The sequence below is a fragment of the Maribellus sediminis genome (assembly GCF_011799805.1).
GTDB lineage: Bacteria > Bacteroidota > Bacteroidia > Bacteroidales > Prolixibacteraceae > Draconibacterium > Draconibacterium sediminis_A.
Window position 1 is genome coordinate 24,746 of record NZ_WXUB01000005.1, and the last position, 23,357, is coordinate 48,102.

At 43.0% G+C, this 23,357-nt stretch carries 17 protein-coding genes; 6 read left to right on the top strand and 11 right to left on the bottom strand.

Annotation, left to right across the window (positions count from 1 at the left end; translation table 11 throughout):
- Positions 1–13 precede the first annotated feature (13 nt).
- A complete protein-coding gene (locus HFD85_RS17555) occupies positions 14–1,597 on the top strand; it encodes a RagB/SusD family nutrient uptake outer membrane protein (protein ID WP_167612878.1) in 1,584 nt (527 codons plus the stop codon).
- 80 nt (positions 1,598–1,677) lie between these two features.
- Here HFD85_RS17555 and HFD85_RS17560 read toward each other — a convergent pair whose 3' ends face one another.
- From HFD85_RS17560 to HFD85_RS17580, 5 genes are all read right to left on the bottom strand, one after another.
- Complete coding sequence (locus HFD85_RS17560) at positions 1,678–2,928, bottom strand: efflux RND transporter periplasmic adaptor subunit (protein ID WP_167612880.1); 1,251 nt, start codon at positions 2,926–2,928, stop codon at positions 1,678–1,680.
- Positions 2,929–2,938: 10 nt separating this feature from the next.
- Positions 2,939–4,423: a TolC family protein gene (locus HFD85_RS17565; RefSeq protein ID WP_167612882.1), complete on the bottom strand. Its 1,485-nt coding sequence runs from the start codon at positions 4,421–4,423 to the stop codon at positions 2,939–2,941.
- 114 nt (positions 4,424–4,537) lie between these two features.
- Positions 4,538–5,884, bottom strand: coding sequence for an ABC transporter permease (locus HFD85_RS17570; RefSeq protein WP_167612884.1), 1,347 nt, complete (start codon positions 5,882–5,884; stop codon positions 4,538–4,540).
- A 17-nt stretch (positions 5,885–5,901) separates the two neighbouring features.
- A complete protein-coding gene (locus HFD85_RS17575) occupies positions 5,902–7,287 on the bottom strand; it encodes an efflux RND transporter periplasmic adaptor subunit (RefSeq protein ID WP_167612886.1) in 1,386 nt (461 codons plus the stop codon).
- Positions 7,288–7,442: 155 nt separating this feature from the next.
- Positions 7,443–8,342, bottom strand: coding sequence for a DMT family transporter (locus HFD85_RS17580; RefSeq protein WP_167612888.1), 900 nt, complete (start codon positions 8,340–8,342; stop codon positions 7,443–7,445).
- 265 nt (positions 8,343–8,607) lie between these two features.
- On the opposite strand from HFD85_RS17580, the gene pgi reads away from it, so the two are divergent.
- Positions 8,608–10,254, top strand: coding sequence for a glucose-6-phosphate isomerase (pgi, locus tag HFD85_RS17585; protein ID WP_167612890.1), 1,647 nt, complete (start codon positions 8,608–8,610; stop codon positions 10,252–10,254).
- A 798-nt stretch (positions 10,255–11,052) separates the two neighbouring features.
- Entirely contained in the window at positions 11,053–11,625 is a 573-nt protein-coding gene (locus HFD85_RS17590; RefSeq protein ID WP_167612892.1) for a CDP-alcohol phosphatidyltransferase family protein, read from the top strand.
- 27 nt (positions 11,626–11,652) lie between these two features.
- On the opposite strand, the gene HFD85_RS17595 is transcribed toward HFD85_RS17590, so the two are convergent.
- The gene (locus tag HFD85_RS17595) at positions 11,653–12,660 is read right to left on the bottom strand and encodes an NAD(P)H-dependent glycerol-3-phosphate dehydrogenase (RefSeq protein ID WP_167612894.1); all 1,008 of its coding nucleotides are present in this window, start codon (positions 12,658–12,660) and stop codon (positions 11,653–11,655) included.
- A 205-nt stretch (positions 12,661–12,865) separates the two neighbouring features.
- Here HFD85_RS17595 and HFD85_RS17600 point away from each other — a divergent pair, with 205 nt between their 5' ends.
- Positions 12,866–13,069 (top strand): hypothetical protein, encoded by a 204-nt coding sequence (locus HFD85_RS17600; protein ID WP_167612895.1) that lies wholly within the window; start codon positions 12,866–12,868, stop codon positions 13,067–13,069.
- 53 nt (positions 13,070–13,122) lie between these two features.
- On the opposite strand, the gene HFD85_RS17605 is transcribed toward HFD85_RS17600, so the two are convergent.
- From HFD85_RS17605 to HFD85_RS17615, 3 genes are all read right to left on the bottom strand, one after another.
- Positions 13,123–14,406 carry a DUF819 family protein gene (locus HFD85_RS17605; protein ID WP_167612897.1) on the bottom strand — a complete coding sequence of 428 codons (1,284 nt, stop codon included), beginning with the start codon at positions 14,404–14,406 and terminating at the stop codon, positions 13,123–13,125.
- 101 nt (positions 14,407–14,507) lie between these two features.
- Positions 14,508–15,659 carry a DUF819 family protein gene (locus HFD85_RS17610; protein WP_167612899.1) on the bottom strand — a complete coding sequence of 384 codons (1,152 nt, stop codon included), beginning with the start codon at positions 15,657–15,659 and terminating at the stop codon, positions 14,508–14,510.
- 59 nt (positions 15,660–15,718) lie between these two features.
- The gene (locus HFD85_RS17615; protein WP_167612901.1) at positions 15,719–19,477 is read right to left on the bottom strand and encodes a hydantoinase B/oxoprolinase family protein; all 3,759 of its coding nucleotides are present in this window, start codon (positions 19,475–19,477) and stop codon (positions 15,719–15,721) included.
- 117 nt (positions 19,478–19,594) lie between these two features.
- Here HFD85_RS17615 and HFD85_RS17620 point away from each other — a divergent pair, with 117 nt between their 5' ends.
- On the top strand, positions 19,595–20,008 hold the full coding sequence (locus tag HFD85_RS17620) for a hypothetical protein (RefSeq protein ID WP_167612903.1): 414 nt from the start codon (positions 19,595–19,597) through the stop codon (positions 20,006–20,008).
- Between the two features lie 21 nt (positions 20,009–20,029).
- Entirely contained in the window at positions 20,030–20,536 is a 507-nt protein-coding gene (locus HFD85_RS17625; protein ID WP_167612905.1) for a hypothetical protein, read from the top strand.
- A 107-nt stretch (positions 20,537–20,643) separates the two neighbouring features.
- Here the strand turns inward: HFD85_RS17625 and HFD85_RS17630 are convergent, their stop codons facing one another.
- On the bottom strand, positions 20,644–21,948 hold the full coding sequence (locus tag HFD85_RS17630; RefSeq protein ID WP_167612908.1) for an Nramp family divalent metal transporter: 1,305 nt from the start codon (positions 21,946–21,948) through the stop codon (positions 20,644–20,646).
- Between the two features lie 5 nt (positions 21,949–21,953).
- Positions 21,954–23,351 carry an alpha/beta hydrolase family protein gene (locus HFD85_RS17635; protein WP_167612910.1) on the bottom strand — a complete coding sequence of 466 codons (1,398 nt, stop codon included), beginning with the start codon at positions 23,349–23,351 and terminating at the stop codon, positions 21,954–21,956.
- Positions 23,352–23,357: the final 6 nt, after the last annotated feature.

Below are 23,357 nucleotides of genomic sequence, written 5' to 3' on the forward strand. Positions count from 1 at the left end.
AAAGTATACTACAATGAAGACAAAATATAAAATTTTAACATTCTCATTGGTCTTCGCATTTGCGTTGGGCTTAAGTTCCTGTAGCGAAGACTTTCTACAAACGGTTCCAACGGATTCGGTTTCTACCGATATTGCGCTGGGATCTACAGATAACATGATGCTGGCCATTAACGGTATCCACCGTACGCTGTATGCGCAGAATCCGGACATTGTTCGTTTCTATGCAGGACAGGAATATATGATACCCGCGGCTGATTTTGGGGCGAGTGATGCTTTGCATTCAGCAACAGGTAATGGCTGGTTTAGGAGTTTTATTCAATGGAATTCGCATACACAAGCTACCTCGAATGATGTACTTTATCCTTGGTGGTTTTATTACAACGTAATTGGCTCGGCCAATAATATTATCAACGCAGCAGCGGATTTGCAGGAGTCTGAAGACCTGAATAATATTTTAGGACAGGCTTACACCTACCGGGCCTGGGCACATTTCAACCTGGTTCGCTTTTTTGCCAAGCCATATATGGTCGGCAATCCATCTTCCGATCCGGGTGTGCCGATTATGCTTGCCACTGAACCTCCTTACGAAGGTTTAGCTCGCAATACAGTGAAAGAAGTTTATGACCAGATTACAGCTGATCTTGGCACTGCTATTTCACACTTTGCAAATGCTTCAGACCGACCTAACATCTCGCACTTGAATGTGGATGTAGCAAAAGGTGTTGCTGCAAGGGTTTATTTAACCATTGGCGATTGGGCAAATGCAGCAAAATATGCCAGAGAAGCTCGTCAGGGATATACTTTAATGGATGAGGCCGAATACAAGTCAGGCTTTAACTCAGTAGACAATCCTGAATGGATGTGGGGATCTAAAATGATCACTGATCAGACAGCATATTTTTGGTCCTATTTCTATTATACTTCGAACAACTTTAACGGTTCTCAGAACAGGAGTAATCCAAAATTTATGAACCACCAGCTATACGACATGATGTCAGAAACCGATTATCGCAGGGATCTTATCCTGAAAGATTGCCCAAGTACTTTTGATGACTGGAATAAAGGTGAGAATGCCGGAAGATATGCCAGTGAAGAGGAATACGAAGCTGCAATAGATGAATACAGGGTAATTGTAAACAATGGTAGCTCGCACAATATGGTACCTTACCTGCATATTAAGTTGTCGCAGTCAGATGGCCCTACCATCTCTCCAATGGATGTATTGCATATGCGTGCTGCTGAAATGTATTTGATTGAGGCAGAGGCTCAGGCCCGCCAAAACAAAAACACAGAAGCACAAAATGTATTGTTTGAGTTGGTTTCGGAAAGAGATGCCGGATATACAAAATCTACCAAAACAGGGCAGGCACTTGTTGATGAGATTTTAGTGCAGAGAAGAATTGAATTGTTCCTGGAAGGACACCGCCGTTTCGATATGCTTAGAAACGATGAGGAACTTGACCTTACCAACTCTGGCGCTAATCCTGATCTTTATCTGGGTGGTTTTAAACAAGCCAAACCAAGTGAAAATGACGATTGGTTGTTCCAAATCCCGCAAAGGGAAATTGATGCCAATCCAAACATGGTTCAAAATTAATAGTATTAGAAAATACTTTATAGCAAAAAAAAGCGGATTGAATTTTCAATCCGCTTTTTTTGTACATGTTTATTCTTTAATTATCCTTTGTAATAAGGAATACTATCTAATTCAACAGGTGGCTCAGCATAAATCTTATCGTTTTCTTCCAGACCAGAAATTATGGTAACTTCTGTGTCGTTATCCAATCCCGGAACTACCACTTTCTTCCATATTTTTCCCTCTTTTCTGATAAGTACATATTGCGTATCGTTTGTACCAAACAGGAATTCGCGGGGAATCTTAATGGTTTCATCGAGCTTTTTAAGAATGATTTTATTATCCGTTGTCATGGCCGGTTTAATGGCTTTGTCCTTTTCCTTCATGTCGATAAGAACACGAAATACCTTCATGTCGTATCCTGCCAGTTCCTGACCAATGTTGGCGATTTTGGAGATAACTCCGGTGTATTGTTTGCCAGGTAAGGCATCAATCGATATAATGGCCGAATCGCCAACGGCAATCTTAGTTATATCAATTTCCTGGACGTAGGTTTCCGAAACCAGAACCGACATGTCGGGCAGGGTTGCAATGGCCGGTCTCCAGATATCAACATTATCACCAACCTGCAGTTTTATTCCGTTCCAGCGTTTGGCGTAAAGCACTATTCCGTCTTTTGGAGCCATAACGCGGCAAGCCATCATACCTTGTTTCAGCATCCTGTCTTGTTCCGAATAGCGGTTAAACTGCGCTTCAACGCGCTGGAGCCTCATTTTCAAATTCAAGCGTCTCAATTCCAGGTCGCGTCTTTTCTGCTCCATCATCCGAAGCGTTTGGTTGTACTCCGTTTGCTTTTTTCGCTGATACGCAGTTGATTCATATTTCGACTGGTCCAACTCCAGTTTTTTGTATTCCAGGTCGTATTTAAACTCTTCCAGTTCCTCACGAAGTTTTGTTAACTGTATTGTTGAATCAATTTGAGCATCATTCAATTCTGCCCTGGCCCGATCCAAATCCTGATTATTGCTTTGAATACGCTGTGTAATGGTTGCAGCATCGAGCGTTGCCACCCAATCGCCTTTTTTTACCACCGTACCCTCGGCAACAAGGTCTTTTATCTGCAGTTGATAAATTCGCAGTTCTCTTTTGCGCAGAACATCGGGCATGTTGATGATCACTGCATTTTTACCCTGAATTTCGCCTTTTGTATTAAGCGCGAGTTCAAACGATCCCGAGCGCACAGTATGCACATTTTCATTACTCAACGTGTTGTTGGCTATGAAGATGCCTGCAACTACAATCAGAACAATTCCGGTAATAATTATAAAATATTTGTTTTTAAGTATTGCCATGAGTCAGGTCTTAGTAGTTTTCTACAAGTTGATCGAAATCTTCAGATAAGGTAACGTTCTTTTCAAAGTCGAAAAGGGTGAGGTACCTGATGTTGTAATAATAATTCCAGTACGTGCGCAGTGCTGCGATGTATGCTCTATGCGCCTGGTCTCTTTCTGTACGTGCGATGTTTAGTCGGGTAATGTCCTGTTTGCCAATCAAAAATCGTTGTTGGGTAACATCGTAACGCATTTTTGCAATGGTGTCGGCTTTTGCCGAGTTCTCAACCTGCATATCCTGAAGGTTAAATTCCATCACATTCATAATTATGTTTTGTTCGAAATCGATTTTTTCCTGGTTAATGCTCAGCCGAACTGCTTCACGGTTCGATTTTGCCATCAACAGTTGTCCTTTTCGTCTTCCCCAGTCGAGAATAGGAATATTTACCCCGATTCTTAATCGTTGCTGGTCGAGCGGATCTTTATAAACTCCGTCAAAATTTTCCGAGTTTTGGTTCAATCCGTAGAGTGCAAAAACATCGCCACTAATACCATTTTCGCTTTGTGCCCGTTTTACATTCTGATCCTGTGTGAGCAGCCGTTGTTGCTGATTTATTATGTCAGGATTATTTGTCATGGCTTTGTCAACTGCCTGTAAAGCATCTATCTGGAGTTGAGGTAGTTCTTCAGGGATGATACATTCCACCTGGGTGTTTTTGTCCAGCCCCAGAAATGAATTCAGTTGTGCTTCGGCACGGTCGAGTGCCAGCTTGGCTTTAGTTAAAGCAAGTTGTGCATTCATGTAACTGAGTTCCAGGTCGAGTAATTCATCCTGGGTTACAGTACCCACCTGAAAACGTCCTTTACCAATGTTGTACAAGGTATCGGCATTGGCCAGGTTGGTTTCAGAAATTTTTACTTCAATCTGAGCATCCAGCAAATCAAAGAACAAACGCGTGGCTTTTATCGACAGGTCTTCGTGGTCCTGAATGAATTGCTTTTTTGCCTTTTCAAATTTTACGGGTTCAATCCTCGATTTCCATTTCAATTGGTTGTATCCGTTTATGTTTTGCGAATAACCAATCATAAAAGGAGTAGAAGTGAAAGAGGACAGTTCATCGTTACCTAATTTTTGGGTCATACTCAGGTTCGATTGTACGAAGAAGGATCCACCCGTTAATCCGACGTTCTGGTTAAGCAGTAACGACAGATCAGAGTCGAACGATTCACGTTCCACAAATTCATCGCGGTTTTCGTCGTAGTTATATACTTTTTGTACCGAACGGTTGTAGTTAAAAGGAGTTGCGTCGAGTGTCAACGAAGGAAGTCGGTCGGCCTTGTAATACCTGAATTCCCAGTAACTCGACAGGTACATGTTTTTATTAATAAATGCATCAAGCGATTGTTGCGACGCCGTTTCGATGACCTCCTGAAGGGTCATAGTTTTTTTGGTCTGCGCCAGCAAACCACAGCTCAGCATCAGCATTAAAAGGAATGATATACTAATTCTTTTCATCTTATCAAAATTGTTTGTTTTCTAAGGTATAAGATGGAACTCGCATGCAATTTAATTATCCTTTTGGGTGTGACTATTTTACATGCTCGTTTCATTTTTCGTCGATTTGGTTTTTTAGTAGCGTAAAGAGTTAACGGGATCCTGTTCTGCTGCCCTTTTTGCCGGAATATATCCGAATATAACTCCAACAAGTACAGACACTCCGAAAGATATTATAATGGAGAAAGCAGAAACAATTGTGCCAATATCGAATACCGCGGTAATGGTTTTCGATAAAACAACCCCCAGAATGATGCCGATTATACCACCGGAAACACTAATAATAGTTGACTCGGACAGGAATTGCACGATAATGTCTTTTCGGGAAGCTCCGATGGCTTGCCGGACACCGATCTCGCGGATTCGTTCCATTACCGATGCCAGCATGATATTCATAATACCGATACCACCAACAATAAGCGAAATACCTGCAATAACGCCCAAAACAATATTGAAGATCTTTTTCGTACGCTGTTGTTGTTTCAGCAGCAATTCGGGTATGGTCACTTCAAAATCGTAAAGTCCGTTGTGGCGGCGTAACATCATCCGGCGAACAACTTCTGCGGTGCTGCTCAACTGCTCGGTTTCGGCAACCTGGATGATGATCTTATCCAACTGGTTCAGGTTTTCAGAGGCTGAATTGCCGCTTTCCTGGTTTCTTCTCGAAATCATTTCTTCCACTTCGTCGGCACGAATCAGTGAACGGTTTTTAAACCTCAGCAACATGGTTTTAGCCGGAATAAATATTTTGTTATCCGTACTCGATATACCCATTTCATCAGATGCAGAGGCGGTAAAATCGCGACGTTCAATAACTCCGACAACTTTTAGCCAGGTTTGACCGCACTTAATTTTTTGTCCGATAGGATCTTCCTGGTTAAAAAATACTTTCCGGATATTATCGCCAATTATACAAACCGGAAATCCGTCTTCGCTTTGCTCTGTGGTAAATAGTTCGCCAAAACTCAGGTTGATCTCAAACAGCTCGAAATAGGAGTTGGTGACCCCTTCGAGCACAACCGGTTTACTTTTTCCGTTAAGAATGGCCGAGTAGTTAAAATCGATTACCGGGCTAACCTTACTTACAGTTGGCAGAATTTGTTCGATGGCCTGGGCATCTAGCAATGTAAGTCCTTTCGAGAATTTTTTGGTACTTATTTGCGCTGCATCCGCTGAGGATTCATCCTGATCCTGATCGATGCTTGTTTCAGTTGGCGACACGATAATGTTGTTCACACCAACCATTTTTATCTGTTCCAGAATCTCCTGTTGCGCACCATTCCCAATGGCTAACATGCTGATAACTGCTGCAACACCAAAAATGATACCCAGGGCCGTGAGGAACGACTTTACTTTATTGGTAAAAATCGCCTCTAAACCCGATACCACATCGTGTCCATAACGTTGTACGTATGCTTTCATGAATTTCGTTTTAGCGGTTAACCAATAATAATCATCCCTCCCATAGGATTACCTTTTTGGTTGTTGTTCGGAATGTATGGTTTCTTTTTATCCTCCTCAATCTTTCGTTGCTCTTCCTGCTCTTCGCGAATCTTTCTTGCTTTAATTTCCTCGTAAATTTCAAGTCCTTCAAGCGCCAGATCCTCTGCATTTTCAGGTTCTGTGAGCAAAATTTCATCTCCTTCTTCCAATCCTTTTCGTATCAGAGTCAGGTTCTCGTTCTGGTCGCCAAGATCAATTACCTGTTTAACAACTTTCCCTTTTTTCAGGTATACAAACTGAAGGGAGTCGTTTTCGAAAATGGCTTCAGTTGGAATAAAAGTAGTATCGGTATAGGTAGCCGTGTAGATAACATTACTGGTGGTCATGGCTGGTTTCAGATCGCTTACATCGCCAAATACCCTAATCTTGACTTCAAAAACTTTTGCATCGCTTTTTGGCATAGGCTGACCAATGTTGGCAACAGAAACCACTTCGCCTTCCAATTCTTTTTCGGGAATGGCATCGATACCCAGAATTACCTTTTGTCCTTTTTTCAGTCGCGAAATGTCGATTTCGTTCACGTAGGTCAGCGAAAGCATCGACGACATGTCGGGGAGAGTTGCAATCATTGGCATCCAGGGGCTCACGGTCGATCCGGGTTGGATTTTTTCACCCGAATTGTCTTTTCCGTAAATGACCATACCGTGTTTAGGTGCGGTAATTACCAGCGAGTGGTAAATTTCTTCCAGTTTGTCTACACGTGTTTTTCTTTGCTGAACTTCGAGTTTCCTGCGTTCGACTTTGGCCTCGGCCTGGCGTTCCTTTAAAGCGTAACCGCTTTTTTCCTGTTCCAGTTTTCGGCGGGCTTTATCCAGGTCCATTTCTGCTTTCCGGATTACGGAAGGCGATTCATACACCGATTCGTCTAGTATGATTTGAAATTCTTCGACCTGTTCTTTGGCGTTGATGATCTGGTCGCGAACACCACTCAGCGTGAGGTTCGAGTCCATTTTAGCATCTTCAAATTCGTTGATAGCCGTTTCCAGTTCCTCCTTTGCCGTGTTCAGTACTTCTTCTACTGTTTTCTGGTCGAGAGTAGCTACATAATCGCCCGAATCTACTACAGTTCCTTCTTCGATCAGGTCGGTAATGTTAATCTCGTAAATTCGTACATCGCGATCCTGTAATTGTGCAGGAACAACAATGTTTTCTGAGTTTTGGGCTTCTAGTTGTCCGCTTGAGTATACGAGAATTTCAAACGGACCTTTCTGTACTTTTGCTGTGATTTCGGAGGTATCGCTTTTCGAACTTGGAAAAACTAAATACCCTACTAACAGAACTGCGACAGCAACAATTGAAGTTAGCCAGGTTTTTCGCTTCATAAAAATGATTTTTTTTTGAATGTTGGTGTTTATTTAACAAAAACTATGCCTCATCGAACATATTGTGGAAATATGAGAAAATCTTCTGAAAAACGAGGTTAAAAAATGTAAAAAGGAACTAAAATTATAGTTTGTTAACTGAAATTTCAGTTTGTTTATGTTTTGCGGAAGAATCCGGCCTTGGCGAGAGTCATTACCAAAACACCAATCACCGTTATTATTCCTCCGATAAATTGATGTTGGGCCGGGAAACTATGGAAGAACAGGTAAGCACCAATCAACACAAAAATTCCTTTCAAGCTCTGAACAATGGCCGACCGCGAGGCCTCGATATAAGTGTACGAGTAATACACCGAAACAATGGCCAGGAAAGGACCAAGAACGGAACCAATTGCAATGTTTTTAAGCGCCGATACCGGTATAATAAAAGATTGACCGTAGATGAAAAACATGATGAAGCTGTACACCAATAACCAGGCAGTGCGGTTGAGTCCCAGCAATTCGGGGCTTAGCTTTTTTACATGCACTTTAACCACCAGTGTGGCTGAGGTTGCCAGGATGGCGTTAATAAATACAATTCCGGTTCCTTTAATAAACAGCGTTTTTAGTGTGGTCCCACCAGTGTAGCTGATAATAAAAGCTCCGGCCAGGGCCAGGATAACACCAATGGCTTCTATCCAGTTAAATCGCTCGCTCAGCAGCACTACGCCACCCATTGTTACCATTACCGGGAACATATTTCCGAGGAAGGACGTGACAGATGGATCGGGAATAATGTTAACGGAAATAAAAAAGGTAGTGGTAGTAAGGATTTCAAGGATTCCGAGAATAACCAGAATTCGCACTTGTTTTTTTGTGAGTGTGCCAAGCTGCGAAAGCTTTTTGTTTTTCAGGGCAAATCCCAGGCTGACCAAAAATCCTATGGCAAACCAGTAAACACCAAATTGTGTGAGATGCACCTCGTTTAAAGCTGCTTTGCTGAAAATGTATACATTCGAGAAGGCCAGCGTAGCTACCAACGCAAAGAAATAGCCTTTAAAAACGTTTGATCTCATTGTTGCAAAGATAGAAAAAATGAGTTTCGGTAACGATGCAGCTTTATTTGTTGGTTTGGTAGATTATTTGCGAGGTATAACCATAAACAGCCGAAACGAACTGCAAAGTTTAACTGGTGCGGTTTTATCTTAATCCTCCATTAACCTTTGTTTCTGAACGATGAACAATAGTCATATTCCATTATCTTTGCAAACGTTAAAGAATTCATAAACGCCGGATGACCGAAGCACTTCAGTGCCGGTCTTCAGACTAAAAGCATAAATTATGTTGCCAAAAATTAATCCGATAGAAACAACTGCCTGGAAGAAACTTGAAGAACTGTATTTCGAGTTCGAAGGCACTCATATGAAAGAGCTCTTTGAGCAAGATGCCGATCGTTTTGAAAAATACTCGCTGAAATTTGGCGATATCCTTTTAGATTATTCAAAAAATATTCTGAGCGATGAGGTGAAAAAAGTGCTCTTCGAACTGGCTGAAGCGTGTGGCGTTAAAGGTGCCATTGAAAGCATGTTTACCGGTGAAAAAATAAATGCCACCGAGAACCGCGCCGTGCTTCACACTGCCTTAAGGAACAGAAGCAATACTCCTGTTGTGGTTGATGGCGAGGATGTAATGCCGGACGTGAACGCCGTGCTTAGCCAAATGAAAGCATTTTCAGAAAAAGTGATTTCGGGAGAATGGAAAGGTTACACCGGAAAATCGATTACTGATGTTGTAAACATTGGTATTGGTGGCTCTGATTTGGGCCCGCTGATGGTTACTGAAGCGCTGAAACCCTACAAAAATCATCTGACACTGCACTTTGTATCGAATGTTGATGGCACTCACATTGCCGAAACCTTAAAAGCGGTAGACCCGGAAACTACACTGTTTATTGTGGCTTCGAAAACGTTTACCACACAGGAAACAATGACCAACGCCAATTCGGCAAAAGACTGGTTCCTGGCTTCGGCGAACGAAATTGCACACGTAGCCAAACATTTTGTGGCGGTTTCTACCAATGCTGAAGCGGTTTCTGCCTTTGGTATCGACACGGCAAATATGTTCCGCTTCTGGAACTGGGTAGGAGGCCGTTATTCTTTGTGGTCGGCCATCGGTTTATCAATTGTTTTGGGAATTGGTTACGATAACTACATCGAGTTGCTTGAAGGTGCACACGCCATGGATAATCACTTCCGCAGCGAAGATTTCGACAAAAACCTGCCGGTAATCCTGGCGCTGATCGGCATTTGGTACAATAATTTTTATGGTGCCGAAACCGAAGCCATTCTTCCATACGATCAGTACATGCATCGTTTTTCTGCTTATTTCCAGCAGGGAAATATGGAAAGTAACGGAAAATACGTCGATCGCAATGGTGAGCAGGTCGATTACCAAACCGGCCCGATCATCTGGGGCGAACCCGGAACCAACGGACAACACGCTTTTTACCAGTTGATCCACCAGGGAACCAAACTTATTCCCTGCGATTTTATCGCATCGGCCATTAACCACAATCAATTGGGCGATCATCATAAAAAATTACTGGCCAACTTCTTTGCTCAAACCGAAGCGATGATGGTTGGAAAAACCGAAGAACAGGTAACAGCCGAATTAAAGGCTGCCGGTAAATCGGAAGCCGAAATTGCCGCTTTGTTGCCTTTTAAAGTGTTCCTCGGAAATATCCCGACCAACTCCATTTTGGTGAAGAAACTAACTCCTCATGTTCTGGGAGCTTTGATTGCCATGTATGAACACAAAATTTTTGTTCAGGGGGTGATCTGGAACATTTACAGTTTCGACCAGTGGGGAGTGGAACTCGGAAAGCAGCTGGCCAATGCCATCCTGCCTGAGTTGGAAGGTGACGGAAAAGTTACCGGCCACGATGCATCAACCAATGGCTTGATCAATGCCTGGAAGGAAATGAAATAGCATTTCGTAGCAAAATATTAGAAGTGCCACTTGTCTGTTGATGGGTGGCATTTTTTATTAATATGACCTGGTAAAATGTAACTATACCCATCGTCTTATCATTCCCTGCAAGCAACTACCCTTTATATACATCTTTGCGAGGTTCTGCTCCATTTTCGTCCGGGACAATCGTTCAGCTTCGATCATCCTTTTTCGCCGGACGAGGTACATCATGCTGTTTTAACCCAGGCCGCCGTAATTCGTTGAATTACTTTCACCTGGGCTAAAATATAACGCACTTTCAGTGCTGTTTTTTTAAATCTCGAAAGCAAGTTTTGCCAATTATAGGGCTGAAAGTCCTTAATCATTCAGCCCCGGGCAGAACGACCCCCGAACATTCGGGGTGAGTGCCGCCCGGGATTAACAATCCCACAAAATCGGCGCAAATGCGGCAAAGCATTGAAAAAGTACACTACAATGCGCCGAATTTCTGGAGGTGATCTAACCAGATCCTTCCTTGTATTTGTGTATAAAGAGTGGCTGCAAGCAAGGAAGGACGACTGAAAGTAGCAAAAAAGGAATAGTTAATTCACTACTTTTCAATCCTACTTATTTATGGAGCCTTATCGTCTTTTCCTTCCATGAAGGGAGATCCGCCCGGATGAACTAGTCGGACGGGGACAGGAGAGCGGGTAAATGAATGGCAAAATCATTAATTTTCATTCTTATTGGTAAGTTTCCCGAATCATCATGGATTTCTACATTATGCAGAATATCAATTAAAAAGATTAAATTTAAAACAACCAAAAATCGCTGGCAATGAAAGAGAAAGTTGTTAATGTACCCAATGCGTTAAGCCTTTACCGAATACTGGTTTTTCCATTTGTGCTTTATTTGCTGTTAACGGGGAACGAGCACTTATTTGCAATTTTCTTATGTATTAACCTGGTCACCGATTTCCTTGATGGATTTATTGCCCGGACTTTTAACATGGTTACACGCTTAGGCGCCCGCCTTGATTCGCTTGCCGATTACGGCACTTATTTTCTGGCCTTTTATGGCGTCCTTCTTTTTAAGCAAGACGATCTGGCGGGGAATGGCTGGATATTCTACCTCTTTATTGTGCTGATGGTTGTAACACAACTTGTCCATTTCTACCGTTTTGGCACTTTTTCAAGTTTTCACTTGTACTCGTTTAAAACCACCGGATACTTTCATGGCCTGCTTTTTATCCTTTGGTTCTTTGTTGGCTTTTTTCCGGCTTACTATTACTTCGCTATGGGATTTGGTATTATATCCGTAATTGAATCAATAATAATAAGTCTGCTGATCAGCCAACGACAGTCGAATGTAAAAGGACTTTACTGGATCGTTCAGAAACAGTCCGTGTGATTATTTCTGATTGGTAATGACAGGTGATTATGAATTCATACCCAGCTTTCGGGCCAGTTTTGCTACAGCCCTCAACGGAGAAGTATCTTCGTAAAGAATGGTGTAAACGGTGTCGGAAATGGGCATGCTAACTCCGTAATGTTCGTTTATAGCATGAATAGATTTTGCGGCATAATAGCCTTCAGCAATCATATTCATTTCCCATTGTGCAGCTTTTACCGAATACCCTTTCCCAATCATCGTTCCAAACATCCGGTTTCTGCTGAATTGCGAGTAGGCAGTTACTAACAGGTCGCCCAGATATGCCGGACTTTTTATGTCGCGATCGATAGGATGCACCGCATCAACAAAACGTTTAATTTCCTGAATGGCTCTTGAAATTAAAACGGCCTGAAAATTATCGCCGTAACGCAGTCCGTGTGCAATTCCCGCGGCTATGGAAATCACGTTCTTCAAAACGGCCGAATATTCAGTGCCCCAAATATCATCAGACAGGGTAGTATATATGTAGTCGCTCTCAACCAGTTGCGCAAATTTCGAAACCCGGTCTTCGTCCATTCCGGCAATGGTAAGGTACGATAGTTTCTCCTGGGCAACTTCTTCGGCATGGCAGGGACCCGAAATCACGCCAACCATATCGAAGGGAACATCAAAATGCCGGTTGAGGTATTCTACTACCAACAGATTTTCTTCTGACACAATCCCTTTGATGCCCGAAAGAATGTATTTGTTTTTTAAATCGGATTTTAGCTCGTTAAAAATTTTTGGTAAGAATGCAGATGGGACAGCCAGAACAAGAATGTCGGAATCTTCAACAATTTTGTTGATATCGTTATAAAAGGTTATTCGCGAAGTATCAAATTCAACATCACGCAAATAACGCGGATTATAGCCATCCTTTATAAACTGTTCAGTAATTTCCGGCTTACGGAAGAACCAGTTGATTTCGTTCACATTTTCCAGCAGCATTTTCGATATTGCTGTAGCCCAACTTCCACTTCCGATAACCCCTACTTTATCTGTTTTAATATTCATATTTTAGTTGAAAAAGCAACTTTGTATACCTAAAAAACAGTCCCTGTCTCCGATTCGACCTGCAAATATAAATAAAATCATGAAGTCGAAAGAATCATTCTGCCACCTTGCTGGTTTCTGCTTTGTCCAAATCTTTTGTAACGATTGTGTTCACGGCTCTTTTGAGTTGATTCAGAATTTCATATATTACAGAAAAATTACAACGATGCACGACAAGATTAGTGAAAGTTCAATGCGATTGAGAGAGATGATCGAGAAGGCTATTGAAGATCATAAGATTACCAGGGAAGAGTACGATAAAATCCTGAATATTGCTACCGAAGACGGATACATCGACAGGCACGAGCAAGCTTTACTTCGTGAACTGCAACGCATGATTGAAGAACGGGAGATTCGTTTTGTGATTTAATAGAAACGAAATTCTAAATTGAATTCCGGCACTGTGTTGTTTTCAGGGATCAATCACTTTAAAATATAAGCCACAATAACTCCCAGGTAATTGCCCACAGCGTAACCGGCAATTCCTACAAACATTCCGGTTAAAATTACTTCCCGGTTTTTTAGCGCCGAAGCCACAACCGGTACAAAGGGCGGTGAGCAGATAAGCGCACTTCCGGAAATGATCACAGTATCGGCATCGATCTTAAAGAAACGGGCGATAAAGGCATGCAGAATGTGCGATCCGAACATGGCAATTCCAACGTAATAAAACAGCGAAATTGAAATATTTGCCAATTTGCTGATGTCGGCCATTGAAGCTACGGAGACACAGAAAATTAGGATGAGGTACATCCCCAGTTGAAAGGTCTTTTTGATTCTTCTGATCCGCGGAACAAAAGACAAAGCGATTCCGAAAGTGGTTACAAAAATAACCACGGCTGCATTGGCAAAGTCTTCGCTAAAAAGTTTACTCAATAAAAAACTTGTACCAAGGATTAGCACCGAAAGCCCGAAAGCGCCCATTAGTGGCCAGATAATATCCTTTTTAAAAAAGCCGTCGTACGATTCGTACTCTTCCTTCAGATCGATGGTTGGAACTTCAATTTTTGGAGTGTCGTCGGTTGCTTCTTCAACTTTTGACTTATAAGGAGGCAAGAACCACAGAAAAACTTTTTGCCCTACCGAAAAAATAAAAACCAGGTAAAGCGCACCCAGTGTCATTTCGTAGGTGTGGGTGAGGATGTACACTTCCTGCGAAACATTCAGTGCCGTTTTTATGGCGGCCATGTTTGGCGTTCCCCCGGTATAAACACCAACCAGCATTCCCGAAACTTTCCAGATATCGTCGATGCTGCCTTTGAACATCCACCAGCCTAAAAAAATCATCAGCAAAACAGTGAATAATCCGATCAACAACGATTCCAGTGCGGCACGCGCATGCGACAGCCATTTTTTTACATCGAGCGAAAACAATATCAGCGGTAAACAAAGCAGTATTGTAATGTTGGTGAACATGTCCTGGATAAAGGCGATGGCGTTTCTCGAAGCATCCTGATCAGTTACCATACCCGCTGCCAAATACTCCTTCATTTTTGCAAAGGGAATAAAAACTTCACCGGCCAGCAGGTTGTGGTAAGTATCCGACATGGCAGGCAGAATACCAACATTCCCTATAAAAATGCCAAAACCGTAACAAATTAAAACGGCTCCGATTTTTTTAGCCAGCGAATATTTACTTTCGAGATAAATAATAACGATTGGGGCGATAACGAACAAAAAGACAATTACAAAGAATTGAGTATCCATCTTTCACAAGTTCGGTTTATACGAAAGTAAAGTTAGAATTATACCTTGAAAATGCAAGTAGAGCATCTTCTAACTTATTAACCACTGTGTTTTTCTGAAAACTATTTCAGCAGATAGGCCACCAGAATACCCAGGTAATTTCCAACCGCATAACCGGCAATTCCAACCACCAGTCCGGTTAGAATCACGTGGCGGTTTTTTAAAGCTCCGGCAACCACCGGAACAAATGGCGGCGAGCAAATGAGTGCACTTGTTGAAATAATTACAGTGTCGGCATCAACCTTAAAAATGCGGGCCAGCGCAATGTGGATGACATGCGACCCGATAACTGCCAGTGCCACATAATAAAAAAGCGAAAATGAAATATCAGACAATTTGCTGATGTCGGCCATGGAAGCTACAGTTAAACTAAAGATGAGGATGAGGTACATCCCCAACTGAAAAGTTTTTTTAATGGCTTTTATTTTAGGAATGAATGAGGCTGCAATTCCAAAAGAGGTGATCAGCAATATAATAACTGCAGTGGCATAATCTTTTGGAAACAGCAGGCTGATGGCGTAACTCAAACCCAGAATAGCTACAGATAATCCCATCGCGCCCATTAAAGGCACAACTATTTTCCGTTTAAAAATCCCGTCGTACGATTCGTAATCCTCTTCGAGGTTGATCATGCCTTCGGCGTCGGAATTTTCAAGGGGTTTAAAAGCCGGCAGAAACCATTGAAATACTTTCTGTCCAACCGAAAGAATGAAAACCAGGTACACCGCACTCAGGAACAGGTCGTAAGTGTGAGTCATTATATAGAGTTCCTGCGACACATTCAGAGCCGTTTTCATGGCGGCCAGGTTGGGTGTTCCACCGGTGTACACACCGACCAGCATTCCCGAAACCTGCCAGATATTATCGATGCTTCCCCTGAAAATATAGAATCCTGCAATAACGACAATCAACACCGAAATAATCCCGGTGATCAGAGCAGTGAAAGCTGAACGAACCATTTTAAACCAGGCTTTCACATCGATCGAAAAAAGAATCAGCGGAAGTGCCAGCGGAATGGTAACTTCGGTTATGGTATTCTGAATATCTCCGATTCCTTCGGGTAAAATATTCATGTTCCCGATAACCAGGCCAACACCGTAACAAACTAAAACAGCTCCTATTTTCTTAAGGATCGAGAACCGTCCTTCGAGGTAGATCACAATTACCGGGGTGAAAACAAATAGTAATATCAGTGCCAGAAACGGTGGATTCATAAACTTATCTCACTTAAATGGGGCGGTAAAGTTATTAAAAGTCCTCTAACTGTCAACCTTTACATCGATTCACCAAATCCTCCGCCTCCGGGTGTTTCAATAATAAAACGATCACCAGCTTCAATGTTGATATTTTGAATGGAATCCAGTTGAATTTCTTCTCCGTTTTTACGAATTACTTTTTGGCACCCGCGCTTTCCGTCATTTCCTCCTTTTAAACCGAACGGACCTGACTTTCTTCGTTGCGAAAGCACCGAAAGATTCACCGGTTCAAGAAACGTTAGTACCCGTTTTATGCCGTCGCCGCCCTGCCATTTGCCTTTGCCACCTGAGTTATGCCTGATGCTGAATTCTTCCAACCGGACCGGGTAGCGGTGTTCCATAATCTCCGGATCGGTAATGCGCGTGTTGGTCATGTGATGGTGAACGGCGCTGGCACCGTTAAACCCTTCGCCGGCACCGCATCCACCGCAAATGGTTTCGTAGTAGCCAAAATGCTCGTTCCCGAACAAGGTGTTATTCATGGTTCCCTGGCTGGCAGCTACCACGCCAAAAGCTTTTAGCAGCGTGTCCGTCAGTCGCATACTTATCTCTACATTTCCGCCAACTACCGCCGGGCAGTTTGCCGGGTCATCGTCAAAAACCGGATTCAGCAGACCGTTCGGAAGAACGAATTCTACCGGCTCCAGCAGTCCATCGTTCAACGGAATGGGCTCGTTCAAGAGTAAGCGCAACACATAAATCGTAACGCTTTTTACAATCGCTTCCGTAGCATTCATGTTACCGGGATGAACCTCCGAACTGCCGGTAAAATCGATTCGGCAATTGCCGTCTTTTAAGTCGATTTTTACTTTTAACGGTGAACCGTCGTCCAACAACTCCTCTGCGGAATAAATGCCGTTTTCGAATTTTTGTAAGGTAGCCCGCATTTTTGCCGCGGCATGTTCGCGCAGCAAATTCAGGTAGGTTTGCACCGTTTCTTTACCGTGAACATTAATGAGGCTGATCAGTGCTTCCGAACCGTTTTTATTGGCAGCCAGGGCCGCATTCAAATCGGCCAGGTTTTCTTCCTCCGAACGGGTCGGGTATTTTGCTGAAAGCAGAATGTTGCGCATTCCTTCCCAATCCGGCTGTCCGTTTTTTACCAGGTAGAAAGGCGAAATGGTTACTCCTTCTTCCTCCAGTTTCGTTGCATTGGGTGGCATCGATCCCGGACTGATTCCACCGATTTCGGAGTGGTGCGCCCGGTTTACCACAAAGCCCACTCGTTCACCTTCGTAAAAAACAGGAGTTACAAGCGTTACATCGGGCAGGTGAGAACCGCCGTATTTTGGGTGGTTGGTCACAATGGTATCACCATCCTCAAACCTGAAATGTTTGATGAGTTCGCGCACACACACGCCAAGTCCGCCCAAATGTACCGGAATATGCGGCGCATTGGCTACTAACCGTCCTTCAGCATCGAGCAGAGCACACGAAAAATCGAGCCGCTCTTTGATGTTTACCGACAGCGAGGTGCGCTGCAAAAGTGCCCCCATATTTTCGGCAATGGACATAAAACGGTTGGTGAACAGCTCCAACTCGGTTTCACGGGTTTGTTGATGTTGGGTTTCAGAACCTGTTCCGGTAAATTTTAAAGCAGCAGTGTTGTTTGAATCTATTTCCAGTCTCCAGCCCGGTTTTACATAGGTCGTGGAGAAACTGTCGGGAAAAAGTGCCGGGCCTTTAAAACCTGCTCCGGAACTTAATTCTTTCCGAATAAATACGGGAGTTCCATTCTCCATTTTATGTTCCGCTTCAGGGCGGTAGGCCATTGTAGTTTGGTCCGTTTTCTGTTTTGCGTGGTGTTCAATTGAGGCGATAACACGCAAAGCTTCCACTTCAATTTCACGGTTAGAAACGCGGTGACCGTATAATTTTTCGTATTGCTGATGAAAGTTATCCAACAGCTCTTCTAGAGGAGTAAAGGGAATTTCGAGGCTCGAATCCTGGCCCTTAAAACGCAGGAAAACCATTTGCTGGCGAATCCCAACGCGTTCTTGCCGAAATCCCTCGTTTACCAACTTTTGGGTCGCTGCTTGTCCCATTTCGTCGAACCAAACGGAAAGTTGATTTTTACAATTGTTCAAAGGCTGAAGTACCTGTTTTTCAGCAAAGCGTTCAACCGCCGCATTTCCAATACCAAAAGCACTCAACAAACCGGCATCTTCGGGCAACAGGATGGTTTCGATCCCCAGAATCTCTGCAATATCGCAGGCGTGTAATCCACCGGCACCACCAAATGCTACCAGTGCAAAATCGGTTGGATTGTATCCTTTTGATATGGAAATCTTTCGGATGGCACCCGCCATGATCTCGTTGGCAATGTCGATAAAACCATTCAGAATGATCTCCGGATCTTGCTTTTTACCCGTTGTTTGTTCGATTTGGGCAATCAGTTCATTCAGTCGATTTTCTGCAGCTCCCTTAAAAACAGGGATACCAAACTGGCTGGTGTCGAGCCGGTTCAAAAGCAGGTTAACATCGGTAATGGTAAGTGGACCACCTGCACCGTAACATGCCGGACCTGGATTTGCTCCCGCGCTTTCAGGGCCAACAAAAAGTTTGTAACCGTCGAAGCCACAAATGGAGCCGCCGCCCGCAGCTACGGTTTCAATGGCAATGGCCGGACTGTTGATTTTTGCATCGCCTACCTGCAGCTCGAAACGGTAATCGAATTCACCGTCAATGCGTGAAACATCGGTGCTGGTGCCGCCCATGTCGAAGGTGATGATTTTGGAAAATCCACTTCGCCCGCCAATTAGCTTAGCACCAACTACTCCGCCGGCCGGTCCACTCAGCAAACTGTCTTTGGGGTGGAACTTTTGAGCAGAAACCAGTCCGCCTGCCGAAGTCATAATCTGGAACGACTGCTTACCCACACTTTTCGAAATCCGGTTAACGTAATTGTGAATGATGGGAGAGAGGTAGGCATTTACCACCGTGGTTTCGGCGCGGTTCAGTATTTTAATCAGAGGAGACAATCCATTAGAAGTAGAAACAAATTCAAAACCCGACTCCGTCAAAACTTTTGCAATTTCTTGTTCAAGCACCGGGTTGATGTACGAGTTCATCAAGCTGATGGCCACGGATTCAATTTCGTTTTTATCAAGCGCCAAAACTTGTTTTTTGAAGGCTTCAGCATCAAAGGCTTTTAGTATATTTCCTTTGGCGTCGATACGTTCATCTACTTCAAGGATTTGATGGGTAAGCTGGCGCGGCTTTTCCACGTTCAGTGCAAAAATATCAGGACGTGCCTGGTTACCGATTTTCAGCAGATCGGCAAAACCTTTGGTGACAATGAAAAGTGTTTTAGCACCCTTGTTTTCAAGCAGTGCATTGGTGCCTTTTGTTGATCCCAGTTTTAATTGCAGGTCAGGGAAGGTTTCGTGCAAACCGGTTTGCGTAATAAGCCGGGCACCCAAAACCGGTGCTTCTTCGTGCGATGTCAGCTCGAAATTTTTACCCTCCATTTCGGTATGAAAAAAAGGAGACTCAACCTTTAATAAGTTTGATGTTACATCAAATGATGCTACGCTTATTTCCGAAGCATATTCTCCCAGCAAACGAAACGAAAATCCCTTAAAAATATCACGATCCAGGTTCCACGAATCTGCAATTTCACATTCTGTTTCCGAAATTATTTTAACGATCGTACTGCGCAGACTGCTGCTGCTCAATACTTTTTGCCGGTACTGTCGGCCGTTTTTATCGATGCCAATACAATCGGTAAATGTACCGCCAGTGTCTACAAATAGCTGGAAGGATTTGTTTTGCATACTTTTTGAAGTGATAACGCATTAAAGTCAGTGGTTAAAGATAAGGATGATTATATTTATAGCTTACTCTATCAGATTTGCTTTTTATGAATCATCGGCCGCTAAACGTAAATCTCTATGAAGAAGTGTTGTTTAATAGTAAGTTTTCTGCTGACCTTAGGAATTTTATTTCTATTGTGGTTAAGCAACAAAAAGGAGACAATTTATATTCGATTTGAGAATATTCCAGGTTACGAATATTCGTTTGGAACCATTAATCATTCTAACAAAATTGTATTGAGACCCCTTGGTAGATTCAGTTATCAGTTTTGGGATTTAGAAGTTGATACTACTAAAATAGAAGCAATAGGTTTTGAGGCTATTGAAAAAATCGATGTTGTTTCTCAGTATTGGATAATTAATAATATGAATGGATTTCAAATTGGTTTTGATTATGAGAAGTTGAAGAAGTATAAACTTCAAGTTATAAGGTTTGAGAATGATAAATTATGGATTTATCCAATTAGTGAGGTTCATTTTATAATTGAATAGTTCACCCAATAACTGTCCGGAATGAAAAGAGTAGTAGTAATTATGATGGTTGTTTTCGTACAGCTAAGTTGTAGCCAAAAGCAGGAAGAACCGAAAGAAAAGCCGACCTATTATTTTTTATTTGAAAAACCCTGGATACATAGCACCACCAGTGATTACCTGCACTATAAATATCCATACGTGGCAGATAGTATCCAAATAAAAGAACGGAAAGAAATGATAGAAGCATTCTGGCAACGAAAAGGTGCACCTGCAAAATTTATTGGTATAGATACGATTCCATATTACAGCGAGGTATATGATCTTAGACATAAGATAGGGATTGACACCGTTTTTGTAAAAGATACTTCGTATTTGGATTCAATTTCTTATTACAATGCACAGTTTTTTAAAGATACGGTGAAAGTGAGAAAATTCTGGGATGGCCATTTTAGAAGTAAGGACACATTGCAGATTTATTTAATTAAAAGGGAGGGCGATTCTTTGGTTTTCAGAAAAGTAAACAGGTTTGTGATGCCAATATTGTAACTTCAAATTGCACCATGATTGGAATTCAGGTACTTTAGAAACGAGATTTCAGAAAGAAAGGATAAATGCAATTGATGATAGAAGATGGCATCCAATTGGGTGCCATTTTACTTTTTGCTCCCTTTCATCCAAACCCAAACTGAAATCAGTACAGCCACTATCCCAATTCCCCAAAGCACGATATTACTCGGAGAGCTGTTTGGAAGAAACACACTGATGAAAGCTTTTGTTGCGCTGTTCAATCCCAGTATAAGCGTTACAAAAATAACGACGATCATCAGCAGATTCAGTAACAGCGGATTACTTTGATGACCGGTAATATTTTTATTGTTGATGACAATAAAGAGGAAAATACTCACAAAGGGCAGCAAGAATCCATTAAGTGCCTGTGCCAGAATAATGGCCGGAATCGGCTTTACATTTACCGCGGCAAAAGCGATCCCGATCAGCAAAACCGCCAGCCAGCCCAAACGAAAATTTGTTGAACCGATTTCCCATTTTTCGGGACTTTTATTTCCAAACAGGCTTTTTAAGGTGATGGCAGCTGCCAACGGAGCAGTTACCGATGAGGTAAATCCGGCAGCAAATAAACCAAAACCCAGCAGGTACTGCCCGGCCGGTCCGATTTTTTGTTGCAAGGCCAGCGAAAGGCTTTCAAAAGAAAATTCTGAGAGAACTGCAGTTCCTACAATCAATACCGCCATTGAAAACAAACCCCCCAGCAAAATCGCTACTGCCAGTCCGAAGCGCATATCGCCCACCGATTGTTTGTTGCTTGAAATACCTGAACCTAAAAAGAGGTTGTAGGGGACAATGGTGGTACCTATCAAACCCAGAACAAGGATGCCGGCTTCGGTGGATTTCGGAAACCGGGGGACAAATGTTCCTTTTAAAATGGCTGAAATTTCGGGTTTTATCAAAACGGCAACGATTAGAAAACCAAGTCCCATTAAAACCACGGCAAATCCCATAATGGTTGAAATGACTTTCAGGGAAGGAATACTTAAAATAAGGGCTGCCACGGCTCCGATGATCAAAACAAGTATCCAGGCAGGCAGATCAAGGATCAATCGAAATCCGGCAACTGCACCCAGCAGGTTGCCCATTTCGTAGGCAGCCGCACCAACAACGATGGCACCTAAAACCAATATAAGAATCGGTATTTTGGCTCTATTGTTTTCGAACTGCTGAACGATAGCCTGTCCAAGATTCTTCCCCGAAACGATGGTTAATCGGGCCGCGGCCTCCTGTAACAAGAGGCAGGCAAGTGTTGAAAAAAGCAGCGCCCACAGCAATTCGGTGCCAAATGCAGCTCCCGATTTTGCAGCAGTGGTGATGGTTCCCGGCCCGATAAATGCAGCCGAGACTACCGACCAAAATACGATATTGAGAAGGCGCTTTTTTGCTGACATGAAGATTAGTTAGACGTAGTTTTCAGTATCCAGTCTTTCATGGTTTTGAGCACTTCCGGATTGATGGTTTCTTCAATCTGCGAATATTCGGCAACCGCGCCGGTTTCACAGCGCTGAAATAAGTGGTTATGGTTGTTAAAACTGATGGTATCTACCTGCATGTTTCCGCCCGAATTTATAGCTTCAATTATATTTTCAAGATTTGAGACAGGTACCTGCAGGTCCTTCGTTCCGTTAATTGCCAGAACCGGACATTTTACTTTAGTAAGCGTTGGTTTTGGGTCGTATGTCAAAAAGTAGCGAAACCAAGGTGAATTGACGCCCTGGATTTTGGCATCTATCATTTTCTTCATGTCATCATTCATCCCGTCGTACATTCCCTGGGCCAAAATCTGGCGAAGTTTTTCTACCGTTTTGGCTGAATCCGGTTCGCTTTTTACAATGTCGAATATTTTTTGATTGGTTAATCTGCCCTGCTCGATGGCATATTCAGGAAGTCCATTTGCTTTCGAGATTAAAGCCGCTTGTTCCAGAATTATTTGTTCTCCGGTAACTCCCGGCCCCGCCATCATTACAATAAAAGCCACATCATCCGATTCAACCGCGGCAATCGGGGCAATCAGTCCGCCTTCACTCTGCCCGATCAAACCGATTTTTTTGGGATCAATCGCTTTCTGTTTTTTCAGAAATTCCACTTCAGCAAGCACATCACCTGCAAAATCCAGACTCGTTGACGAGTTAACATCGCCTTCGGAGCCACCCACGCCACGATCGTCGCAACGAAGTACTGCAATCCCGTTTCGGGTAAGGTAATCAGCGATCACCGCAAATGGTTTGTGTCCGAAAACGGTTTCATCGCGGTCTTCTGCCCCGGAGCCCGTGATCATTACAACGGCAGGGCAGCCTTTTGCATTTTTTGGCAGAGTAAGTGTACCCGCTAGTTTGAGGCCCGAATGTGGATTGGTAAATTCTACCTCTTCAGAAAGATAAGGAAAGGGAGGAACGGGATGCTGAGGACGTTTTACTTCTGCAACTTTATCTGTTTTATTAAGATTCACGTCGAATGACATCCCACTTTGACTCCATTTTCCGGAAACCGAATCCTTCGAGATAATTTTCCCGGCATAGTTACCGAGAATGGCCGGTACTGCAATTTTTAGGCTATCGCCGGTAACCACTACATCACCGACCGAAAGGTTTGCAGCTCCCTGTTTGGGCACATCGAGTTTGGCCTCGTATGCTCCATTGGTTAAGGAAATCTTAAAGATCATTTCGAGTGTTCCGCCTGGTATGGTTATTTTTCCCGACCAGTTGCCGGACATGTCGGGTTCCTGTGCAGAAGCATATCCTGAAAACAGAAGTGTCAGGCTTAGGGCAAACAATAAGTGAAATCGGCCTTGCATTTTCTT

Coding starts and splice junctions, on each gene's coding strand:
- HFD85_RS17600 (WP_167612895.1), top strand. CDS start 12,866: ATGCACGACAAGATTAGTGAAAGTTCAATGCGATTGAGAGAGATGATC.
- HFD85_RS17610 (WP_167612899.1), bottom strand. CDS start 15,659: ATGAATCCACCGTTTCTGGCACTGATATTACTATTTGTTTTCACCCCG.
- HFD85_RS17635 (WP_167612910.1), bottom strand. CDS start 23,351: ATGCAAGGCCGATTTCACTTATTGTTTGCCCTAAGCCTGACACTTCTG.
- HFD85_RS17560 (WP_167612880.1), bottom strand. CDS start 2,928: ATGGCAATACTTAAAAACAAATATTTTATAATTATTACCGGAATTGTT.
- HFD85_RS17580 (WP_167612888.1), bottom strand. CDS start 8,342: ATGAGATCAAACGTTTTTAAAGGCTATTTCTTTGCGTTGGTAGCTACG.
- pgi (WP_167612890.1), top strand. CDS start 8,608: ATGTTGCCAAAAATTAATCCGATAGAAACAACTGCCTGGAAGAAACTT.
- HFD85_RS17575 (WP_167612886.1), bottom strand. CDS start 7,287: ATGAAGCGAAAAACCTGGCTAACTTCAATTGTTGCTGTCGCAGTTCTG.
- HFD85_RS17595 (WP_167612894.1), bottom strand. CDS start 12,660: ATGAATATTAAAACAGATAAAGTAGGGGTTATCGGAAGTGGAAGTTGG.
- HFD85_RS17615 (WP_167612901.1), bottom strand. CDS start 19,477: ATGCAAAACAAATCCTTCCAGCTATTTGTAGACACTGGCGGTACATTT.
- HFD85_RS17555 (WP_167612878.1), top strand. CDS start 14: ATGAAGACAAAATATAAAATTTTAACATTCTCATTGGTCTTCGCATTT.
- HFD85_RS17570 (WP_167612884.1), bottom strand. CDS start 5,884: ATGAAAGCATACGTACAACGTTATGGACACGATGTGGTATCGGGTTTA.
- HFD85_RS17620 (WP_167612903.1), top strand. CDS start 19,595: ATGAAGAAGTGTTGTTTAATAGTAAGTTTTCTGCTGACCTTAGGAATT.
- HFD85_RS17625 (WP_167612905.1), top strand. CDS start 20,030: ATGAAAAGAGTAGTAGTAATTATGATGGTTGTTTTCGTACAGCTAAGT.
- HFD85_RS17590 (WP_167612892.1), top strand. CDS start 11,053: ATGAAAGAGAAAGTTGTTAATGTACCCAATGCGTTAAGCCTTTACCGA.
- HFD85_RS17565 (WP_167612882.1), bottom strand. CDS start 4,423: ATGAAAAGAATTAGTATATCATTCCTTTTAATGCTGATGCTGAGCTGT.
- HFD85_RS17630 (WP_167612908.1), bottom strand. CDS start 21,948: ATGTCAGCAAAAAAGCGCCTTCTCAATATCGTATTTTGGTCGGTAGTC.
- HFD85_RS17605 (WP_167612897.1), bottom strand. CDS start 14,406: ATGGATACTCAATTCTTTGTAATTGTCTTTTTGTTCGTTATCGCCCCA.